This window comes from Neisseria subflava (assembly GCF_024205705.1).
GTDB lineage: Bacteria > Pseudomonadota > Gammaproteobacteria > Burkholderiales > Neisseriaceae > Neisseria > Neisseria subflava_D.
Map to the genome: position 1 here is coordinate 2,155,558 of NZ_CP073115.1, position 21,077 is coordinate 2,176,634.

The following is a 21,077-nucleotide window of genomic DNA, read 5'->3' on the forward strand; positions in this document are numbered from 1 at the left end:
AGTCAGGCATGGTTTGCCTTGTGGTTATCTATCATTATAAACAACTGATTTCAGAGGAATTATTTTGTATTTTTGTTGTGCATGAAACTTTTGTTGCCTGCTGAGTTTCCGAGCGTAAATGGCGGAAGGCAGTTTCGGTTTGGGTTCCAGATTTCAGGTCTTTATAATATGTTATTGAGAATTTAGTAGATTTTACGGAGAAATGCAAAGATTTTCTGTTCGGTTCATATAAAAATAAGAGACTAGGCCATCTGAAAACGTTTTCTTAACCTTTATCCGCCAACGTTTGCCAAGAAAAAGAATTTTTCATTTCTTTTTTAATTGACCGTTTTTGTCAGCAATTTCAGCGCTAACAAACGTGAATCAACCGCCAATCTGCTATCATTTCGACTTATCCCACAACAAGGCAAACCGCCATGTATCTGACACAAGAAAAACCCTACCGCCCCCTATTGGTCGCACTGATGTTCCTCACCCTGCCGTTGGCGATGATATTGCACAATATCGTGCAAATCGCCTTTTCAGACGGCCAAGGACTGCTGGTCACGGTCAAAGACGGCGCATGGGCATGGCAAAGCGGCTGGCAGGATTCCGTCGCATGGTTCGTCTGCGGCATGTTTGCCTTCCTCAACCTGCCGATTGCCGGCGGACTGACTAAGCTGGCGTATAAAAAATGATGCGCCGGCATTCGCGTTACGCCATCTTCCTTGCCGGGGTCGCAGCGTGTGCCTCGGCGGCGGCAGGATTGATTTTTGAAGCCATCTTAGGCAATGCCGCATTGGCAGGCTTGCGTGGGCAAGGCGTGTTCTACTACACCCTCTCCGTATGGATCATCGCCATGCTGGCCCTGCCCAAACAGCTCACGCGCGCGCCGGAGCAGCCCATCGTCTTTCACAAGATGAAACGTTGATTCAACAGGCACAAACATTTTCAGACGGCATGCTTTCCGTTACCATTACATCCAACGCGTTTTAACCAATAAGGAATAACAAATGAATCAGGCGCAACAGCTCCGCGACGGCATACAGGCACTGGGTTTGGACATCGACGAAGCCAAACAGGCCAAACTTCTAGACTATGCCGCCCTGCTGCAAAAGTGGAACAAAACCTACAACCTGACCGCCCTGCGCGATCCCGCCCAAACCGTCAGCCATCACCTGCTCGACAGCCTGACCCTCCTGCCCTACATCGAACACGCGCAAACCATGCTCGACGTCGGCTCCGGCGGCGGACAGCCCGGCATACCCACCGCCATCTGCCGTCCCGACCTCGACATCACCCTCCTCGATGCCAACACCAAAAAAACCGCCTTTCTGCAACAAGCCGTCATCGAACTCGGCCTAAAAAACGTCCGCGTCATCAGCGGCCGCGTAGAAGCCGCCGCCGACTGCCGCGCCGACGTTATCACCAGCCGCGCCTTTGCCGAACTCGCCGACTTTGTCAACTGGACAGAGCACCTCCTCAAAGACGGCGGCTACTGGGCGGCCATGAAAGGCGTATACCCGCAAGAAGAAATCGACAAACTGCCCGAAAGTGTCGCCGTCGAAAAAGTCGAAGCATTGCACGTCCCCCAACTCAATGCCGAACGCCATATCGTCATCATCCGCAAAAAGGCCGTCTGAAAACAACCCAAGCATACCGAATAACGGTACAATCCAGCCATCCACACTTAACACGACAGCAAAGCACATGAGCGCACAAATCCTCGCCGTCGCCAACCAAAAAGGCGGAGTCGGCAAAACCACCACCACCGTCAACCTAGCCGCCTCCCTGGCCTCCAAAGGCCGCCGCGTCCTCGTCGTCGACCTCGACCCCCAAGGCAACGCCACCACAGGAAGCGGCATCAACAAAGCCACCATCGAAAACGGCGTTTACCAAGTTGTCCTCGGCGAAACCGACATCCCCAACGCCGTCGTCCGCAGCAAGGAAGGCGGCTACGACGTATTGGGCGCCAACCGCACACTGGCCGGCGCAGAAGTCGAACTCGTCCAAGAAATCGCACGCGAAATCCGCCTCAAAAACGCCCTGCAGCTCGTTGCCGACGACTACGACTACGTCCTCATCGACTGCCCCCGTCCCTGACCCTGCTCACCCTCAACGGCCTGGTCGCCGCCAACGGCGTCATCGTCCCCATGCTTTGCGAATACTACGCCCTCGAAGGCATTTCCGACTTAGTGGCCACCGTCCGCAAAATCCGCCAAGCCATCAACCCCAACCTTGACGTAACCGGCATCGTCCGCACCATGTACGACAGCCGCAGCCGCCTCGTCGTCGAAGTCAGCGAACAGCTCAAACAACACTTCGGCAACCTACTCTTCGACACCGTCATCCCCCGCAACATCCGCCTCGCCGAAGCCCCCAGCCACGGCCTCCCCGCCCTCGCCTACGACGCCCACGCCAAAGGCACCCAAGCTTATCTGGACTTAGCTGATGAACTGATTGCACGGTTGGAAAAATAAACAGAAATATGAATATAAAAAGGCCGTCTGAAAGTTGGGAAATACTTTCAGACGGCCTTTGGTTTGATTGGAAAGAACATTTTTAAAAGACCGCGTGCGTGCGTACCGCACACACCCTACACATAGATTTCAAACTCTTTATGATTCATAGGTAGGGTGTGTGCCCAAAGGCACGCACGCGGTTGCATGGAGGCTACGGCTTGCTACATATAAATTTCAAACTCTTTATGATTCATAGGTAGGGTGTGTGCCCAAAGGCACGCACGCGGTTTGATGTTGGCTACAGCTTACTTATGGATATCTTCATACGACTTAGACTTAATATTTCCACTTATATTTTCTGACTGTATTAAATATTCATAAACTTCGAGTAATCGATACGTTGAATATGTGTAAGGATTTTAAGCCTATTTGGAAAGATCCATTACATAAAGTGAAGATGAACAGCTTTTTCCTAAAATCCCGCCCGAACCAACTCCTCCAACAGCGCAGGTCGGCGTGGTTTTTCGCTATATTGCTCCCTAACTTTGTCGGCAAAGTCTTCCATCGCCTGCCGTTGTGCGGAATATTGGCGGCGGAGGGTCTTTAATTGGTTCAAGAGCTGGCGGTATTGCTTACGGTTGCTTGCCTTATTGATTTCAGCCGCAAAGATTTTCAGGTAGCAAGCCACGATTTGGTCGTGATACGGCTCGGGGAAAGACGGGGCAAAACGATCCATTGGGTACAACAACAAGAGGTGTTGCTGCAATAGGGCGAGCAGCCGGTCGAATTCCTGTTCATGCTCCAATATTTCAGCTTGCAGCGAATATTGACCCGACAAGCGCGCAAGCAGGCGGTTGAATTCATGCGGCCATTCGGCGGCGGAAAACGTGGCTTTCCATGCTTCATAATGCGGCAATGAAAGGGGACGGAAAACGCCAAATCCGCTGCGATTTCGCGTACATTTTTACCGGTTTCCTTCAATACATCAAAAAGTTGCAGCTTCCATTTGTGCGCTGTGCCGAGTGTTCCTTCAGCTTCGGCAATACTGATGCCTTCGCGCAAGAGGCGTTCCGCTTCTGCCCGGTCTCGCTGCCCGACTGCTTGTTCTACCGCAATTTGTCTGAATTTCGGCAAGCGCAGATGTCGTCTGAAATAATCCTGCGCGGCAGCAGTATCGCCTTTCGCCTGCAAAACCTGCCAGCCTTCGAGTGCCCAAAATTCATAATCCCAATCCAATTTGGCAACTGCCAAACGTTTATTCACGCAATCTTGCCACGCCTGCCATTCACCGCGCAGCCGCCAGATTCGGGCGCGGATTTGGTAGATTTTATTGCCTGCCTCCGAGAAATCAAAATAGCGGCTGTCGTCCAAACATTTGTCTAAAAAATTGATCAAACGCTTTGGGACGTTTTCCATGACCGCTTCTTCCAGAAGGTCAATTGCCATATACATAGCATCGACCAACATACCGTCCGAATCGTCCGCCTTTTCAAAAGCATCCTGCAAACGCGGTATCAACAGAGGCAAAGCCTGCGCCAACGCTGCCGTTCCCTCTTGCGCCACATCTTCCAACCAGTTTTGCAGCCTGATACCCAAATCAGCGGCTTCGTAGTAATCATAATATCGGGTTCGGGAAAAGATTCGGGAGAGCTGCTGCCGATACGGATTGCCGCCCTTTTTAGGCTGTTGCGCATCGGATTCGTCCGGCTGCCCATCCAGCATTTGAGCGTGCACCGCATACCACAACGCCGCCATATGCTTGCACGCCCCGCCATAAGGACAATCGCAGCCCCCATCCTTAATGTACAAATCACTATCCAACTTCAGCCATACCCAATAGTTTTCCGAACCGCACACCTCCGCCCGATAACGCCCGGAGGAAGTTTTTTGGACATCGCGAACCTTGCCCTGCTGAAAATACAGCAGGCCGCGTTCGGCAATGTGGGGCGGGAACAGGTGGAGCGGGTGGATACGGGGCATGGTTGGTTTCAAGAAGTGGTTGAAACATGGGAAGTTTACTGGTTCGGGCAGCGTTTGGGGAGATGGTAGAGGGAAGATTTGTTTGGCAAAGAGGCAAAAGGTCGTCTGAAAATGGGTTTCAGACAACCTTTGGTTTGGGTAGGAAGGGAAGTAGTTTAGAAAGACCGCGTGCGTGCGTACCGCACACACCCTACAGATGGATGAGGCATGTATCTGAAGGCACACACGTAATTAGATGGATGCGGGCTACGGTTTGCTATTTTTAGGTAATTTAAAGGTTGTCATTGGAAAATTTATCAATTAAATTATCAATAAATAATTTAAAATCATTGAAATAATCAGGGTTGTTTTGAATAAAAGAGCCCCAGCACAAATTGAATGCTTCTAGATTATCATCAGTATTTGAATTAACTATATCTAATTCATGCATCTTCTTAAAAAGAACATGGTTATTAGCATTATTTACATAATATTGAAGATTCTCATGTGGATTTTGGCCTAAATATTCTTTTACTAAAAATGTTTCGGGATTTTCATTAGTATATTGACCTAGTAAAAAATGAATATATTCATTATTTTGGTATGTTTGGTTTGATTTCATATCTGCATCTAAAATACAAGCATATCCCGTTTTAATCTTTCTATCTTTATATGTATTTTTGAAAGCGTTAAATATATTGAAGGTCGTTGATGCAGCACCTGTTACCATAACGTTAATCAAATTTCGATATGAAGAATCTTGATGAATTAATTCATCCAGTAACTTATTTATAACTCTCATTGCAACCGCATCTTCACAGCATAAATCAATTAATGGATATGTAATTGAATCCATTTTTGACAAGATGAAGTTTATACTTTTATCTTGTTCGCATTTATAGTTGCCATTTTTTTCCTCTATGAAAATTCTACTGTGTTTAGGTAAGCATGATAAAATTATTGGAGAGTGGGAGGTAATAATAAACTGTTTCTTTTCATATCTAGAAAAGAAATATAGAATATCTATTAGCCTACGTTGAATTTTGGGGTGTAAGCTAGCCTCTATTTCATCAATTAAAATTAATGATTTTTCTGATGCCTCTATAATCTCTCTTAATAATCTAATTAAAGATTCTTCGCCTGAGGCAGCATTAAAACTAGAATATAACCCTTGATAGCAAAAAGTGTCCTTATCTTGATGAGAAAATTGGGTTGTTATAGTAAAATTAGTTTCTAAAATATGCGATAAGCACATCGTTAGTTTTGCATCTACAGCACTGTTGCTGGGATTTTTTCGTAGAATAGCCTTTCCAAAATTACGAGCAGGTAATAGTCTAGATAGGTCTATATATCTAACTTCCCTATTTTTAATTTGTCCTTCTTTTTTTGCTACCCCAGACCATTTTTTCGTAAACTGATTTCGCTTTCCACTCTTTGTTTGGATTTTGCCACCAATTTTATATTCAATGGAATATTTGTAATCATCATTTTGGCAATCATTTACTGTGAATTTCATAAAATCTTGCCATGTATGCCTTTCTAGAATGCCATTCGTTATATTCCTCTTTTTGAAATTCTCATGACTACATGCAATTGTGGTCAGCATAGTGGTTTTTCCTGAACGGTTGACACCTGCAATAATGGAGATAGGATGCTTAAATTCTACAGTTAGATTATTAATTTGTTTTAATCGATCTATGGTTATTTTTTTTATGAATAAAGGGAAATTATTTCGATCTGACAAATCTAGTTGATCTACAGTATTTTTATCTGAATTTGGATTAATTAAATTATTTTGTGCCATGTTGCTAAACTCCATAACGTATCATTCATATAAGTATTAAAAAAATATTTGATACAATATTTTGTATATTTTTTTTATTTGAAATGGTCTAGATTGTACTATCTTATATTTTATTTTGCAGTAATTGCATAAAAACATATGCATTATATTTTTTAGTTAGCTTTCATTTACTTTCCCCCCACTCCTTCATCAACCTCTTCACCGACACCGGATATGGTGTCTTCAATTCCTGCGCGAACAGCGACACTCTCAATTCTTCAATCATCCATTTAAACCCTGCAAGGCCGTCTGAAATGGGGAGGCCTTGTTTGATCAGGCTGTCGGTTTTCTCCTGCCACATTTGTTCCAGCTCTTGAATATCGGCTTCGCGGGCTGCGTCGCGGGCGGGGTTGCTGCTGTATTTTTCAAGGCGCAGGGTCATGGCTTTGAGGTAGATGGGGAGGCGTGGCCATTGTGCCCACGGGGTATGGCTGGCGAAGCCGGCGGCGAGCAGGGTTTGCAGGCGTAGTCTTAGAAGGTGGGTCAATGGGTGTTTGCCGAGTTTGCTGTTGAGCTCGGCGTAAGCGGCGGCGGTTTCCTGCAAGTAGCGGCTAAGGGCTTCTTTGACGGCGGGCAGGCGGCTGCGGGCGCGTTTGATTTGCTCTTTAAAGGCTTTTTCGTTGCGCGGCAGCTCGTCTTCGCCGATAAAGGCGCGGTCGCAGACGGCCCGCGTGAGGTCGTCGCGCAGGGTATCGGCGTTGATGTGTTTGAGCAGCATGGCGGCTTGGGTAAAGCCTTGGATGCCTTTGTTCAAATCTTTTACCTGCTCTTTTAATTGCAGCTTCATCAATTCGATTACGCCTTGACGGTGTGCCTGTTCGGCGGCTTCGGTGGTGTCAAACAGGCGCAGGGCGATGCGGCCGTCTTTTTCTTTTTGCAGGCCGAGGTAGCCGGTGAGCTGTTGTTTGCCGCGGGCGAATTTGATGGATTCGGGCAGGGTGCCGATGTCCCATGTGGTAACGTTGTCGCGCTCGAATTCTTGGGTGTTGTCGCGGAAGGTGACGGTGGCGGCTTGGCCAAGTTGTTGTTGCAACTCATGCAGTTTGCGGCCGCCGGCAAGCTCTTGTCCGCCGTCGTCGATAATGCGCAGATTCAGATAGCAGTGTTCGGGCAACTCTTGCGCCGCCCATGCGTCTTGGTCGATTTGCTCAAGAATCCGCATATCGCCGGCGCTTTTGGCGATAAAGTGCGCCAACTGGGGAATGATGGCGGCTTGGCGGTCGGGATTGCTTTCGAGAAATTTGGTGATGAAATCGGGTACGGGCACGCAAATGCGGCGGATTTGCTTCGGCAGTGCTTTAATCAGCAGCTGGATTTTTTCGCGCAACATACCGGGCACCAGCCATTCGAGCGACGGCGCGTGCAAGCGATTGAGGACGGTCAGCGGCACGGTCATGGTCACGCCGTCGAGCGGATGGTGCGGCTCGAAGCGATAGGAAAGTTTGAACTTGCCGTCTGCGGTTTGCCAAAATTTGGGGAACTGCTCTTCGGTAATGTGTGCGGCAGCGTGTTGCATCAAATCGTCGCGGCTTAGGAACAGCAGGCGCGGATTGTCGCGCTCGGCGGTTTTGAGCCAGGCTTCAAAGGTGCGGATATCGGCAAGGGGTAAAGGTTTCAGACGGCCTTTTTGAGATGCTGGCTGCTTTTTGGGTTTGGGGTCGTCTGAAACATTTTGTCGGTTGTGTACACTCGGTTCATGCTCGCGGTTGTCCGCATCTTTGGAATCCGCGTGCGTGGCTTGCGCCACACGCCCTGCGTTGCGCTGGTTTGCTTGTCCGTTTTGTCCGGCCGTCTTGTCCGACTGGTTTTGTCCGTCCTCTTCGCTTCCCCAAACGCCGCCTTTCGCGTCTTTCCACACCAGCTCGGGCAGGCGTTCGTTATAAAACGCAAACAGGGCTTCGTCATCGACCAATACGTCTTGTTTGCGCGATTTGTGTTCGAGTTCGGTAATTTCTTTAATCAGCTTTTTATTGTGGGCAAAAAAGGCCGTCTGAAGATTGCTTTCTTGCGCCACCAATGCGCCGCGGATAAAGATTTCGCGCGCTTCTTCGGGTGCAACTTTGCCGTAAGACACGGGGCGGCGCGGCAATACGGTCAGGCCGTAAAGCGTCACGCGTTCACTGGCGACGACTTCGCCGCGTTTTTGTTCCCAGTGTGGCTCGAAATAATGATAGCGGACGAGGTGCGGAGCTTCCTGCTCTATCCATTCGGGCTGAATAACGGCGACGTCGCGCGCGTAAAGGCGCGTGGTTTCAACCAATTCTGCAGCCATCACCCATTTGGGCTTGGCTTTGAACAGGGCTGATGCAGGAAAAAGGTGGAAACGGCTGCCGCGCGCGCCGGTATAGTCGTTGCCGTCGGGCGATTTCATGCCGACGTTGGCGATAAGGCCGGTGAGCAGGGCGCGGTGGATTTGTTCGTAGCCCGCTTCTTTGGCGGCGCGGATTTGGGCGCGGTGTTGTTTCTTATCCAATTGTTTTTGTTTGAGTTTGGCCGCCAAATCTTGATCGCCTTGGCTTTCAGACGGCCTTAATTGCTCTTGGGAAGGAGGTTGTCTAAACGCGGCTTCTTTGGTGGTCAAACCCATTTCAATCGCGGTTTGGGCAAGCTGGTAGTGCAGCTCGCGCCACTCGCGCATACGCAGGTGCGACAGGAAATATTGACGACACCATTGCACCAGCTGCTTGTTGGACAAACCTTTGTCGCGCTCGCGCTGGAAACTGTCCCAAATATTCAGATAGGCAAGAAAGTCGGATTGCTTGTCGGTAAAGCGTTCATGCGCCTTGGCAGCGGCATCACGCGCTTCCAGCGGCCGCTCGCGCGGGTCTTGAATCGACAGCGCGGACGCAATCACCAATATTTCCGCCATACAGTCGTGCTTCTTCGCCGCCAGCAAAATGCGCGCGATTTTCGGGTCGATGGGCAGGCGCGCCATTTGTTCGCCGAGCTTGGTCAGGCGGTAGCGCGTGTTGGCACCGATATGGCCCGAACTGTTTTGCAGGCCGTCTGAAATATTGGCTGGGTTGGATCGGGCATCCATGCCTGATCCGCGTACTTGGTTTTTCATATTTTGCATAGTCTTGTCGGTCGGGCATCTATCCCCGACATCATCTAAATTTGTCTTTATTGGTTTCACGCCGCTTATTGCGGATAAACATATTCCGCCTTACCGTCGCGAATGTTCAAGCTGCCTGCATCGCCCGTAATCAGATTGCCCGTTACCGAGCCTTCGCTACAACCTGAAACCGGCATATCGTAGCCCAGCGTGTGAATCAGGAATGTTGAAAGCTGCTGATGGAAGGCAATCTCGCAAGGTGCAAAAGCCTGGTTGGCAGCTTGTTGCACGGCCTTATCCGGGCTGTACAACACCAGCGGCACAAGATAGCTGTCAGGCTGCACCGTGCCTTGATTGTAGGTATCTTGGCGCACATACTGACCATGATCAGAGGTATAGGCAAACAGCCAGTTGCCGTCAGGCTGCTTTTGCAGCTGCTCGAATACGGTTTGGATCATTTGGTCGGTTTTGTGGATGGTGTTGTCGTACTTATCCACAATATTGGCTTCGCCGAAAACTTTATCTTGAGGCTGCAACAATGCGCCGTATGGGACGTGCGAACCGCGTTGGTGCAACACAATAAAATGCTTTCCCTGCTGCAAATTGATTTTATCGAACAGCGGCAACAGCTTCTCATCGGGCATATTGTCGCCGTTGCCGTAGCCAAGCTGCGTCGGCTGAATCAGATGGTCTATCCATTTCTTACCGATTAAGTTCAAAATTGCCATCTCGTTTTCCGCCTGCGCGCTATAAAAATACGTTTCATAGCCCTGCTCTTTAGCGAGGCGGAACATATTGGTATCGCCGCTGCTGATTTGCTCATAGCCGTTGGCATGCGGTATCGCATTGAAAAAGCTGGGCAGGGACACAGCCGTCATCAAAGCGGCGGAATAGCTTTGTTTCACAATCGGTTTAAAGTCGGCCTGCGAAAGTTGGGTTAAAAACGGCGAAGTTTCGCGTCCGTAGCCAAACAATTTCAAATGCGCCGCACTTTCGCTTTCGCCCATAATCAGGATGATATTTTGAACACTGCCCTGCCCAATTTTGCTTGGCGCAGGCTGTTTGAAAACAGGAATCTTGCTTAAATCAAACAACTGATACGGCAATACGCGCCCGATAAAATAGCCGAAGCTGAAATAATTGGCTTTGATGCGGCTGTATGTCGGCTTGGGCGAAATACCGTGTTCCTGCGTCGTACTGAATGAACGTCCAAAAATCAGCAACATCGCCGCAATAAACACAATATCGGCGGCAAAATGCGTCTTACGGCGGAACTTGGCAAGGCTGCAAAACAGCACGACTTCAGCCACGCCCCACAACGCAGGCAGCCACAACTTATCCAACATCGACGCGCTCGCGCTGCCGACTTCGGTAACCTCTTTCAGCATCAGCCAATAATTAATGCCCGTCATCCAGCTTTGATAAACCGCGTAATGCACATTGTTGGCAATGATGCTGAGCGCAAAAAACAACGCAATCAGCAACCGTGAAGCCTTATAACGCGCAAACAGATACAGCGCAGCAATCACAAATATCAGCGCAAACGTTTCCGCCATTTTTGCTGCCGGCAGAGTTTCAATCCCGAATACAAAGCGATAGGCGATTTCGCTGGCGGTAAGTAGAAATGAATAGAGAAAAAGAACGAAAAGGGATTTTTTCATAATGGGAAATTTCACAATAAAAGTTGCCTGACTTCGGGAGGTCGTCTGAAAGCGGCTTCCTTGGTGGTTAAACCCATTTCAATCGCGCGCGACTTACGCATCCGCAGGTGCGACAGGAAATATTGGCGGCACCACTGCACCAACTGCTTGTTGGATAAGTCTTTGTCGCACTCGCGCTGGAAGCTGTCCCAAATGTTCAGGTAGGCAAGGAAATCAGACTGCTTGTCGGTAAAACGCTCGTGTGCTTTGGCTGCCTCCTCGCGCGCCTCTAGCGGCCGCTCGCGTGGATCTTGAATCGACAGCGCGTACGCGATCACCAATATTTCTGCCATGCAGTCATTTTGTTGTGCAGCAATCAGTATTCGGCTGACTTTGGGGTCAATTGGTAGTTGACCCATTTGTTTGCCAATAGGGGTTAATTGATAGTGCGGTTTTGGGGCTTTTAGGCTGCCTGAAAAATAACAGATAATGTTGTCTTAAAGCAATATTTAAGACGGTATTTGTTCTATCCTAAGTTATAATTCTGCTTTTTCAGGCCACCTGAAATCTTATTTTTGAAAATATGATGAATAACACACACCAACCTACTGTTTTAGATTTATTTTGCGGCTGTGGCGGCTTATCGCTCGGTTTTATTCAAGCTGGTTTTGATGTCAAATTGGGCATAGATTATTGGCAAGACGCGATTACCACCTACACCGCCACACACAAAGGCACACAAGGCATTGTCGCCGATTTATTCAACATCACACCCGAACAAATCTCCCAACAAACTCAAATTAAACAAATAGATGTGATTATTGGCGGGCCACCATGTCAAGGTTTTTCTATCGCCGGCAAACGCATGATTGATGATGAACGCAATCAACTTTATAAAGCGTTTGTGGATTTTGTCCGTTTTTATCAGCCCAAAGCATTTCTAATGGAAAATGTCCCTAATATAATGTCAATGGGAAAAGGAGCGATTAAACAACAAATTACTCAAGATTTTGAGCAACTAGGCTATATCGTCAAAAGTCAAATTTTAATGGCTTCTGATTATGGGGTACCGCAAAATCGTAAACGCGCATTTTTTGTGGGATTTAAAAATGGCATAACATTTGATTTTCCCAAACAAACGGTTAATCAATATGTTACTGTAAAACAAGCCATTTCTGATTTACCTGATTATTCGGTTGATGATGGCGCGGCTTATCCACTTTTAGGCAGCAGCGAATATCAACACATGATGCGCCAAAATGCAACTGGCTTGTTTAATCATCAAATCACTCAACATAATGATAAAACAAAAGAAATTATCGCACTCGTACCTGATGGCGGCAATTACAAAAGCCTACCTGAACATTTGCGCCAAACGAGAAACGTCAATATTGCATGGACACGCTTAAACAGCCAAAAACCAAGTTTTACGATTGATACAGGACACCGCCACCATTTCCATTATGAATTTAACCGTGTGCCAACGGTGCGCGAAAGTGCGCGGATTCAATCGTTTCCTGATGATTTTGTGTTTTTAGGGACAAAAACCAGTCAATATAAACAAGTTGGCAATGCTGTTCCGCCTATGTTGGCAAAAGTGATTGCATTGAAAATGAAAGAATTTTTATGAGCCAAATTTATCAAATTCCTGATGAATATTTTTTCCGTTTACATCATATTCGCCCACGTTTTAAAAGTAATGTAGAAGAAGTGTTATTGTACGTTGCCAATTCTATTTCTGATTTGAACACGCTGCCTGAAAAAGAATTTAACGAACAATTAAATGCGGTTTTGAGAAATTTTGGTAAAAATCAAACTGCTAAACAAAAAACCATCGATAATTGGCGCACTGAAATTGCTGCCTTATTTTCTTTTATTCAAGAAACCGAAACAGGAAAATTATTTCCCAGTCTCATGGCAAAAAGGCTGGCTGAAAATCAATATCTTGATGAATTTTTTAATTATTTTTTATACACTTTTCAATACCCAGCAGGACACAATAAAAATCATGCAGTGATTGAACAGATCAAAAAAGGCATTCAATTTCAGCCGTGTAAATTTATTTTGCAAATTTTTCAGGCGGCCTGCGAATTAAGCGATAAGCCATTTAGTTTAACCGCCGAAGAATTAACGCAATGCGCCTATTTTGATTTGCGCGTAACGGCTGAACATAGCAAAACAGCACATGATGTTGCCAAGCACATTATTGAAAATAGAGAAAATAAAATTAAATACTCTCATGAATATGAGCAATTAAAAAAGATAAACGGTAATTATCCATCTGCTAGTGATGTCTATCGTTATGCTGGCGATATTTTAGATTATATGGTTTTGGCTAATTTATTGAAAACAAAGGGAACACACTATTACTATTATTTGAATACGGATAATCCAGATTTAATCAATCGCCATTTGCAAAATACAGCTTATTTCAACCAATACAATTGTTTTTATTATCAAAAAGAAATCAGTAATGCTGAAATTAGGGCATTAGAACGACAATGGTTTGATTATGTGAACCAATTTGACAATATCGCAGAATTTTCTCCGTCATTAAATCAAGCGGAACAAGCAGATATTTCTGTATTAGTACAAGAATATTACGCCAAAATGCAAGGTAAAGAATTGTTACCTACCAAAATTTTTGGCGATTATGGCGAAACTTTGATTTTGGCGCATGAATATTTACGTACCAAAGGTCAATCCAACCGCCAACATTTGATTAACAAAATCCCAACGCCTTTGGGTGTAGGTTATGATTTGCAAAGTATTGAAATTGAAAAGCATAAACGATACATTGAAGTGAAAAGTACGCGCTCTAAAAAGGCAATTAACAGCAATCGCTTTAAATTAACGCCAAATGAATGGGATAGCGCGGAAACCTTGGGAGACAGTTACTTTATTTATTATCTAGTTATGAATGAGACAGGCAAAAATATTTTTATTATTCAAAATCCTGCGAAAAAATATCGTGAGAATTTATTAAAAATTGACAGCCATTGGATGGTTGAATTTTTACCGCAAGCTGGCAAGTGGCAGCCTTTGTTGGAGGTATCATGCTCCGAGTAACATCCCTATTTTGCGGTTGCGGTGGCATGGATAAAGGTATTTTGGGTGGATTTGATTATTTAGGGCACTACTACGCCAAATTACCATTTGAAATTGTATATGCTGCCGATAACGACCCTTACGCCATTAAAATTTACAACGACAATTTTACGCATCATGCTGAATTGAAAGATGTTCGCGATATTGTGGCACATGAATTGCCTGACCATGATATTTTGCTGGGGGGCTTTCCGTGTCAATCGTTTTCTATTGTGGCGCAAAATCCGCCGCGTTTGGGTTATAAAGATGAAAAAGGTAAGTTATTCTTTGAAATGGTTAAAGTTTTAAAGGAAAAACAACCTCGATTTTTTATTGCGGAAAATGTAAAAGGTTTGTTATCGGCAAATAATAAACAGGCTTTTCCGATGATTTTGCGTGAATTTGAACAAGCTGGTTATCACATTCACTATAAATTGCTGAATGCGTCTGAATATGGCGTACCGCAAAAGCGCGAACGTGTTTTTATGGTGGGTTTTCGGGATTTTGACGATTATTTCAAATTTCAATTTCCTGTTATGCTGCCTGAAAAAGTACCGCTTAAATTCGCATTGGATGCACAAGCTAATCTTGATGAAAAATGGTTTTTCAGCCCTAAAGCGGTAGAGGGTATGTTGCGTGTGCGTGAAAAAATGAATAAAGGGCGCGTACAAAATATTGAACAGCCATGCAATACGATTAGCGCACATTTGGCAAAAGTGAGTTTGAATGGCACAGACCCTGTATTGATGATTGGCGAACGGTATCGCCGATTTTCACCGCGTGAAGCCGCTAATATTCAATCTTTTCCGCTTGATTTTCAATTTGACAGCGTGTCAGATAATCGTCAATATCGGGCAATTGGCAATGCTGTACCGCCTGTATTGATGTGGCACGTTGCCAATGCGTTAGCAGAAATTGTGTAGTATTCAGCCAGTCTAAAAATGCAAAATACCATCTGAAATTTATTTTCCAAGCGGTATTTTTTGTGTAATTTCTTTTTCTGGTTGTTTGAAATCATATTGCCTCCACCGCCCCCAACTCCAGCAATACCTGAAAACCGTCATTGATATACCGCGAATCGGGCATTTCTAAAAACGGGAATGCTGCTACGTCGCCCAAGTTCAGTGATGCCATGCGCAGGATGACGGCGGCGAGGTTGCTGCGGACGATTTCTGGGTCGGTAAATTCGGGGCGGCTGTTGAAATCTTCTTCTGAAAACAGTCGGATACAGACGCCTGCGGAGACGCGGCCGCAGCGGCCGGAGCGTTGGCGGGCGGCGGCTTGGGAGATTTTTTCGACATGAAGCTGCTCCACCTTTGCCCGTGCGGAATAGCGTTTGACGCGCGCGAGGCCGGTGTCGATGACGTATTTGATACCCGGCACGGTGAGCGAGGTTTCGGCGACGTTTGTTGCTAACACGATGCGGCGTTTTGCGCCGGAGGGGTGGAAGATTTTGTGCTGCTCGGCGTGCGACAGGCGTGCGAACAGGGGCAGGATTTCGTCGTTGCGGCGCAGTGTAGATTTGCGCAGGGCTTCGGCGGCTTCTCGGATTTCGCGTTCGCCCGGCAGGAACACCAAAATATCGCCTTCGCCATAGCGTGCCAATTCGTCGGCTGCATCGACAATCGCGTCGGTCAGCTCTACTTCTGCATCGTCTTCATCTTTGCTGGTCAGCGGTCGATAGAGGATTTCGACGGGATACGTCCGTCCGCTTACTTCCAGCACAGGCGCGCCGTTGAAGTGTTGGGAAAAGCGTTCTGCGTCTATCGTTGCCGAGGTGATGATGACTTTCAAATCGGGGCGGCGCGGCAGGAGCTGTTTCAAATAGCCCAAGAGGAAGTCGATGTTCAGGCTGCGTTCGTGCGCTTCGTCGATGATAATCGTGTCGTAGGCAGCGAGATAACGGTCGGTCTGGGTTTCTGCCAACAGGATGCCGTCGGTCATCAGCTTGACGCAGGCATCGCGCGAGGTGTGGTCGGTAAAGCGTACTTTATAGCCGACCGCGCTGCCGATTTCGGATTTCAGCTCTTCGGCAATCCGCTCTGCTACGGAACGCGCGGCCAAACGGCGCGGCTGGGTATGCCCGATCAATCCTGCCGCCCCGCGCCCGAGTTCCAAACAAATCTTGGGCAACTGCGTGGTTTTGCCCGAACCGGTTTCGCCGCAAATAATCGTTACCTGATTTTCGGCAATGGCTTTTTTGATTTCGTCGAGTTTTTCGTGAACGGGCAGCGTGTTGTCAAATTCGGGCTTGGGCAGTTTGGACAGGCGTTGCAGATAGAGATCGTGCGATTTTTTGTATTTTTCCTCAACCTTGGCCAAGCCGCCGTATTTATTGGGGTTTTTAAAGGCAGATCGCAGAAAATGGCGGTCTTTGGAGAGGGTTTGGGCGAAATCGGGTTGCGGCATGATGGTGCAATAAATTAAATAATGTGAAAAGAATGGAATTATAGCAAAAGGCCGTCTGAAACTTGCTTGCTTTCAAGTTTCAGACGGCCTTTGTATGGATAAACCGTTTTAGTCGGCGGCGTGCCAAGGTTTTTGCATACCGGCGTGGAAACTCGGTTTTTCTCCGCCCCACAAGGTGTCGATGTCGTAGAAGTCGCGCACGGCAGGGAGCATGACGTGGACAACGAGGTCGCCTGCGTCGACGAGCGTCCATTCGCCGGTGTCGCCTTCGGTGCTGAGGATTTCGAAACCGGCTTCTTTCAAATCGACGGCAACGTTGTTCGCCAGTGCTTTGACTTGGCGTGTGCTGTCACCGCTGGCAATAATCATGCGGGCGAACAGGGAGGTTTTGTCTTGGGTTTCCAAAACAGAGATGTCTTTGGCTTTAATGTCTTCGAGGGCGTTTACGGCCACTTCGACCATTTTTTGCAGGTCTTGCAATTCTTGTTCGTTCATTGTTTTCCTAGTTGAAATGTTTTCAGACGGCATTATAGCTTATCTGCCTGAATAAACGCTATTTTTCATAGAGTTTGTGTTGGCGGATGTATTGGGCAACGGGTTGCGGCAGGCCGTCTGAATGGTGGGTTTTGGCGAGATCGGCACGGATTTGGGTAGAGCTGGTGTTGTGCAGCGGCGCGTTGAGGATGCGGACGCTGCCGTTTTGCAGTGCTTCGCCGAGCCATGCGTGCAATTCGCGCGGGGTTTTGTTGAGGTTGTCGCCTTGGCGCATGGCGATGGCGATATGGGTCTGGCGCACGAGGGTTTGCCATTTTTTCCATGTGTGCAGCTGCATCAGGCTGTCGCTGCCCATCAGCCACCACAGTTGCGCGCCGGGAAACTGCTGGCGGAAGATTTGGACGGTGTCAAACGTATAAGTTGCGCCGTCGCGGACGATATCGCAGTCGCTGGCGGCAAATTTCGGCTCGTCGGCGATGGCGAGTTCAACCATATTGAGGCGCTCTTGCGCCGGCGTGCGCGTGCTGTCTTTGTGGTACGGGTCGCCTGCCGGCAGAAAGACGACAAGGTCCAAACCGATTTCGTCGGCGAAGGCGCGGGCGATGTGGAGGTGGCCGTTGTGGATGGGGTCAAACGTGCCGCCGAATAATCCGATGTTTTTCATTTCGTGGTGGTGTCTGCGTTAGATGTTTTGGCCGTCTGAAGCAGGCAGGCTGCCGTCAACAATCAGGTTGAGCTTGCCTGTAGTCGGGTGGATAACCAGGCCGTGGACGGCGATGTTGTCGGGCATCAGCGGATGTTTGCGAATCAGCTCGACGGTATGGCGTACGCTGTCTTCGACGTTGTCAAAACCGGTCAGCCAGCCGTCCAAATCGATACCGGCATTGCGCAGGGTTTCGATGCGGTCGTCGGGGATATTGCTGTCGTGTACGCGTTGGAGGAACTCTTCGGCGTGCAATCCGCGCATACCGCAGTCGTGGTGGGCAATGACCATGATTTCTTTGACTTTGAGTTCAAATACGGCCACCAACAAACTGCGCATCACCGAACCCCAAGGGTGGGTCACCAGCGCACCGGCGTTTTTGATGAGCTTGGCGTCACCGTTTTTCAAGCCCAACGCATTGGGCAACAATTCAATAATGCGTGCATCCATGCAGGAAAGGATGGCCAGCTCGCGGCCGGGGTATTTGTTGGTGAAATATTTTTCGTACTCGCCCGATTCAACGAAATGTTGGTTATAGGCGAGGATTTCGCTCAATTCGCTCATGATGTGCTCGTTTCGGATGGTTTACTCTATTATAGCGGTTTTCGGGTAGTGCGGTTGTTTTGCAAATTCGCCGTAAACGGCTAAAATCGACGTATCTTTAGTTCTTTTGGAGGATGCGCCATGTCTCAGTCTTTCCGTTTTGAACAGGTATTCACACCCAATGTCCACGACGCATTGTGGGATTGGGCGCAGACAAGCTATGGCGCATCCGACGATTGGTGCATTCTGTATCTCAACGGCCTGCCTTTAGGCCGTCTGAACCCGTTATGGCGCGAACGCCTCGGGCAAGATTGGACAGGCAGGCAGTCGACCCTTTCAGACGGCCTGAATTTGGAAACCGACAGCTGGGCGGAAATGGGCGACAGTTTGCAAACGCTGGCGCAACAATGGTGCGAGTGCGGTTGGCTCAAAGGTTGGCGCGGTGAAAAGTTCGACATCTGCGACCAGTCGGGCAAGCCTTTATGCGCACTCGAACGCGCCGCCTTCCGTCCGTTCGGCCTGATGAGTCAGGCAGTGCATTTGAACGGATTGGTCGAAACAGAAGACGGTTTGCGCTTTTGGATAGGCCGCCGCAGTCCGCACAAAGCCGTTGATCCGAACAAACTCGACAACCTGACCGGCGGCGGTATCAGCAGCGGCGAGAGGCCGTCTGAAGCCGTCTGCCGCGAGGGCGAAGAAGAAGCAGGCATTCCCGCTTCATTAACACCTCATATCCGACCGACTGCCCAAATATATAGTTTGCGCCCCGTTAACCGCGGTGTCCACAACGAAATTCTGTATATCTTCGACATCGTCCTGCCCGAAGGCTTCCAACCCGCCAACCAAGACGGCGAAGTCGCCGGTTTTGAACTGATGGACATCCCCGCCCTGCTCGATGCCATGTTGGGCGGGCACATGATGCACGATGCCCAGTTGGTCACGATCGAAGCCTGCCGGCGATACGGCCTGATCGACCCCAAACATCCGCTGTCCGCATGGCTCGACAGCATCCGTTGCCGACCCCATTTTTAAAGGCCGTCTGAAACCATGTTGCAACTCAAAAACATCAACAAACGCTTCGGCAGCAAAATCGTTGCCCAAGACATCAACCTAAACGTCGAAGCAGGCGAAATCCTCGCCGTACTCGGCCGCTCCGGCTGCGGCAAATCCACCCTGCTCAAAACCATCGTCGGCCTGGTGCATCCCAACAGCGGCGAAGTCTGGCTCAACAGCGACAACATCACCGACATGCCGTCTGAAAAGCGCAATATCTCGCTGATGTTTCAAGACTACGCCCTTTTGCCGCATTTAACCGCCCTCGACAACGTCGGCTTCGGCCTCAAAATGCGCCGCCTACCCAAAGCCGAAATCGAAGAACAATCCATGCAGGCCTTGCGCGACATCGGTTTGGAACACGAAGCGCAACGCAAACCCGAAAGCCTCTCCGGCGGCGAACAGCAACGCCTTGCCCTCGCACGCGCCCTCATCACGCGCCCGTCGCTGTTGCTCTTGGACGAAGCCTTCTCCAGCCTCGACACCCACCTGCGCCACCACCTGCGCACCCTGACCGCCGAACGCATCCGCAGTCAAAACATTCCCGCCATCCTCGTGACCCACTCCGCCGAGGAAGCCTGCACCATGGCCGACACCATCGCCATCATGCACGAAGGCCGCATCCTCCAACACGGTACGCCGGAAACCCTTATCCGCCGCCCCGTCAACGCCCAAGCCGCCCTGCTACTCGGTTTGGCCAACACCAGCGACACACGCTACATTCCCCAACACGCCATCCGATTCGACCCGAACGGCACAGCCGTCCGCATCAGTGAAGCCGTCCCCCTCGCCGAGGGCACACGCCTTACCCTCGCCCATCCGCAATACGGCGATTTGATTTGGTATCCCCACGCCGACCACGATACGGACAAACCGCAAACCGGACAGGAAATCCGCATCAGCGTGGATGAAAGTCAGATCGTTTGGTTTGATTGAATCTGATGGGTTGAGAAAAAGAAAAAGGCCGTCTGAAAATTAAGTTTCAGACGGCCTTTGTTATCTCAGCCATCAATCAGACAAACCCATCTGATCTACAAGCACTTTTTACTTCACTTTCGTACATACCTCACGGGAAGTCCCGTCTTCAGACACCAATTTGCCTGTTTTATCCAGTTGATACACTTCATCTTCACCGGGCTTGGCCATCTACGCAACCAATCCGGTGTATATCATGCTTTCCAAGAATTGGCCGTCTTCTGATTCTTCCAACCATGCCAATGTTTCAGGGCTGTGGAGTTGTGAAACTTCGCTGTACTTGATTTGACTTTGAGTTAAGGCATTGTTCGCAAAACGCCATTTACCCCCACCAACAACATGGTATGCCAAGACATTGCCGTCATCGTCCACTTTGAGTTTAGCGTCGCCACGGAAACTGCCGTCCTGAAGATATTCGACTTTTGTATCACTGTGAATGTTTTCATCAGAGCCAACGCAATGCCATGTACCGACAATCGGAGAAGCCAGGGCGGTTGTTGCGGATAAAAGCACCGGCAGAATAAAGAGTTTCATCTATTTCCTTTCTTAAAAGAGGCCGTCTGAAAAGTTGCAACGACATTGAAGCTGCATTTTCAGACGGCCTTTGCGAGTATTTTACTGCAGGCGGACGTTCAAGAAATATAAATCACGAGACCGGCAATCAGCACCAGCTGGACACCCAACTTCATCAGTGCGGTACGACTGACGAAGTAGATAAACCAAGTGCCGGTCAAAATCAACAGTAGAATAATCAACCACGGCCGCCATTTGTTGAGGTGGACTGCTTCGGTAAAGCAGGTATAAATATGAAGTACGACGATGGCGACGATGAGCAATATAGGCATGATGAAGTCCATCATTTGATTTCCTTTTG

The 21,077-nt window shown here is 48.4% G+C and carries 17 protein-coding genes and 3 pseudogenes; 8 read left to right on the forward strand and 12 right to left on the reverse strand.

From position 1 onward, the window contains the following. The first annotated feature begins 416 nt into the window (after positions 1–416). The 3 genes and pseudogenes from KCG54_RS10385 (at position 417) to KCG54_RS10395 (ending at position 2,459) form a co-directional block, all read left to right on the forward strand. Positions 417–910: pseudogene (locus tag KCG54_RS10385) on the forward strand (hypothetical protein). A gap of 82 nt (positions 911–992) precedes the next feature. Next, the gene (rsmG, locus tag KCG54_RS10390; protein ID WP_036493627.1) at positions 993–1,622 is read left to right on the forward strand and encodes a 16S rRNA (guanine(527)-N(7))-methyltransferase RsmG; all 630 of its coding nucleotides are present in this window, start codon (positions 993–995) and stop codon (positions 1,620–1,622) included. A 67-nt stretch (positions 1,623–1,689) separates the two neighbouring features. Then, positions 1,690–2,459 (forward strand): annotated as a pseudogene (locus KCG54_RS10395) (ParA family protein). Between the two features lie 454 nt (positions 2,460–2,913). Here KCG54_RS10395 and KCG54_RS10400 read toward each other — a convergent pair. From KCG54_RS10400 to KCG54_RS10425, 6 genes and pseudogenes are all read right to left on the reverse strand, one after another. Further along, complete coding sequence (locus KCG54_RS10400; protein ID WP_254324127.1) at positions 2,914–3,129, reverse strand: hypothetical protein; 216 nt, start codon at positions 3,127–3,129, stop codon at positions 2,914–2,916. After that, the gene (locus KCG54_RS10405; RefSeq protein WP_254324128.1) at positions 3,114–4,547 is read right to left on the reverse strand and encodes an SWIM zinc finger family protein; all 1,434 of its coding nucleotides are present in this window, start codon (positions 4,545–4,547) and stop codon (positions 3,114–3,116) included. Before KCG54_RS10405 ends, KCG54_RS10400 begins: the two co-directional genes overlap by 16 nt. Before the next feature lie 145 nt (positions 4,548–4,692). Next, entirely contained in the window at positions 4,693–6,204 is a 1,512-nt protein-coding gene (locus tag KCG54_RS10410; RefSeq protein ID WP_254324129.1) for an AAA family ATPase, read from the reverse strand. A gap of 163 nt (positions 6,205–6,367) precedes the next feature. Further along, the gene (locus tag KCG54_RS10415; protein WP_432761031.1) at positions 6,368–9,283 is read right to left on the reverse strand and encodes a DUF3418 domain-containing protein; all 2,916 of its coding nucleotides are present in this window, start codon (positions 9,281–9,283) and stop codon (positions 6,368–6,370) included. Positions 9,284–9,384: 101 nt separating this feature from the next. After that, on the reverse strand, positions 9,385–10,962 hold the full coding sequence (locus tag KCG54_RS10420; protein ID WP_254325023.1) for a phosphoethanolamine transferase: 1,578 nt from the start codon (positions 10,960–10,962) through the stop codon (positions 9,385–9,387). Between the two features lie 17 nt (positions 10,963–10,979). Next, positions 10,980–11,357: pseudogene (locus KCG54_RS10425) on the reverse strand (ATP-dependent helicase); the annotation flags it as partial. Between the two features lie 164 nt (positions 11,358–11,521). Here KCG54_RS10425 and KCG54_RS10430 point away from each other — a divergent pair. The 3 genes from KCG54_RS10430 to dcm are packed head-to-tail and all read left to right on the forward strand — an operon-like array spanning position 11,522 to position 14,948. Further along, positions 11,522–12,568, forward strand: coding sequence for a DNA cytosine methyltransferase (locus KCG54_RS10430; RefSeq protein WP_254324131.1), 1,047 nt, complete (start codon positions 11,522–11,524; stop codon positions 12,566–12,568). After that, positions 12,565–14,007 carry a protein NO VEIN domain-containing protein gene (locus KCG54_RS10435; protein ID WP_070631763.1) on the forward strand — a complete coding sequence of 481 codons (1,443 nt, stop codon included), beginning with the start codon at positions 12,565–12,567 and terminating at the stop codon, positions 14,005–14,007. Before KCG54_RS10430 ends, KCG54_RS10435 begins: the two co-directional genes overlap by 4 nt. Then, complete coding sequence (gene dcm, locus KCG54_RS10440) at positions 13,995–14,948, forward strand: DNA (cytosine-5-)-methyltransferase (protein WP_070631767.1); 954 nt, start codon at positions 13,995–13,997, stop codon at positions 14,946–14,948. The genes KCG54_RS10435 and dcm overlap by 13 nt, the downstream gene beginning before the upstream one ends. A 91-nt stretch (positions 14,949–15,039) precedes the next feature. Here dcm and hrpA read toward each other — a convergent pair whose 3' ends face one another. The 4 genes from hrpA to KCG54_RS10460 form a co-directional block, all read right to left on the reverse strand. Next, the gene (gene hrpA / locus KCG54_RS10445; RefSeq protein WP_254324132.1) at positions 15,040–16,434 is read right to left on the reverse strand and encodes an ATP-dependent RNA helicase HrpA; all 1,395 of its coding nucleotides are present in this window, start codon (positions 16,432–16,434) and stop codon (positions 15,040–15,042) included. A gap of 108 nt (positions 16,435–16,542) precedes the next feature. Next, entirely contained in the window at positions 16,543–16,929 is a 387-nt protein-coding gene (gene rsfS / locus KCG54_RS10450) for a ribosome silencing factor (protein ID WP_049322451.1), read from the reverse strand. Between the two features lie 58 nt (positions 16,930–16,987). Continuing rightward, entirely contained in the window at positions 16,988–17,593 is a 606-nt protein-coding gene (gene nadD / locus KCG54_RS10455; RefSeq protein WP_003684732.1) for a nicotinate-nucleotide adenylyltransferase, read from the reverse strand. A gap of 18 nt (positions 17,594–17,611) precedes the next feature. Then, positions 17,612–18,196 carry a beta-class carbonic anhydrase gene (locus tag KCG54_RS10460; RefSeq protein WP_254324133.1) on the reverse strand — a complete coding sequence of 195 codons (585 nt, stop codon included), beginning with the start codon at positions 18,194–18,196 and terminating at the stop codon, positions 17,612–17,614. A gap of 120 nt (positions 18,197–18,316) precedes the next feature. Between KCG54_RS10460 and KCG54_RS10465 the strand changes: the two genes are divergently transcribed. Together KCG54_RS10465 and KCG54_RS10470 are read left to right on the forward strand one after the other, a co-directional pair. After that, positions 18,317–19,207: an NUDIX hydrolase gene (locus KCG54_RS10465; protein ID WP_254324134.1), complete on the forward strand. Its 891-nt coding sequence runs from the start codon at positions 18,317–18,319 to the stop codon at positions 19,205–19,207. 15 nt (positions 19,208–19,222) lie between these two features. Next, a complete protein-coding gene (locus tag KCG54_RS10470; RefSeq protein WP_254324135.1) occupies positions 19,223–20,164 on the forward strand; it encodes an ABC transporter ATP-binding protein in 942 nt (313 codons plus the stop codon). Between the two features lie 210 nt (positions 20,165–20,374). On the opposite strand, the gene KCG54_RS10475 is transcribed toward KCG54_RS10470, so the two are convergent. Next, positions 20,375–20,737, reverse strand: coding sequence for a hypothetical protein (locus KCG54_RS10475; RefSeq protein WP_254324136.1), 363 nt, complete (start codon positions 20,735–20,737; stop codon positions 20,375–20,377). A gap of 98 nt (positions 20,738–20,835) precedes the next feature. Next, entirely contained in the window at positions 20,836–21,063 is a 228-nt protein-coding gene (locus tag KCG54_RS10480; RefSeq protein WP_063076217.1) for a hypothetical protein, read from the reverse strand. Positions 21,064–21,077: the final 14 nt, after the last annotated feature.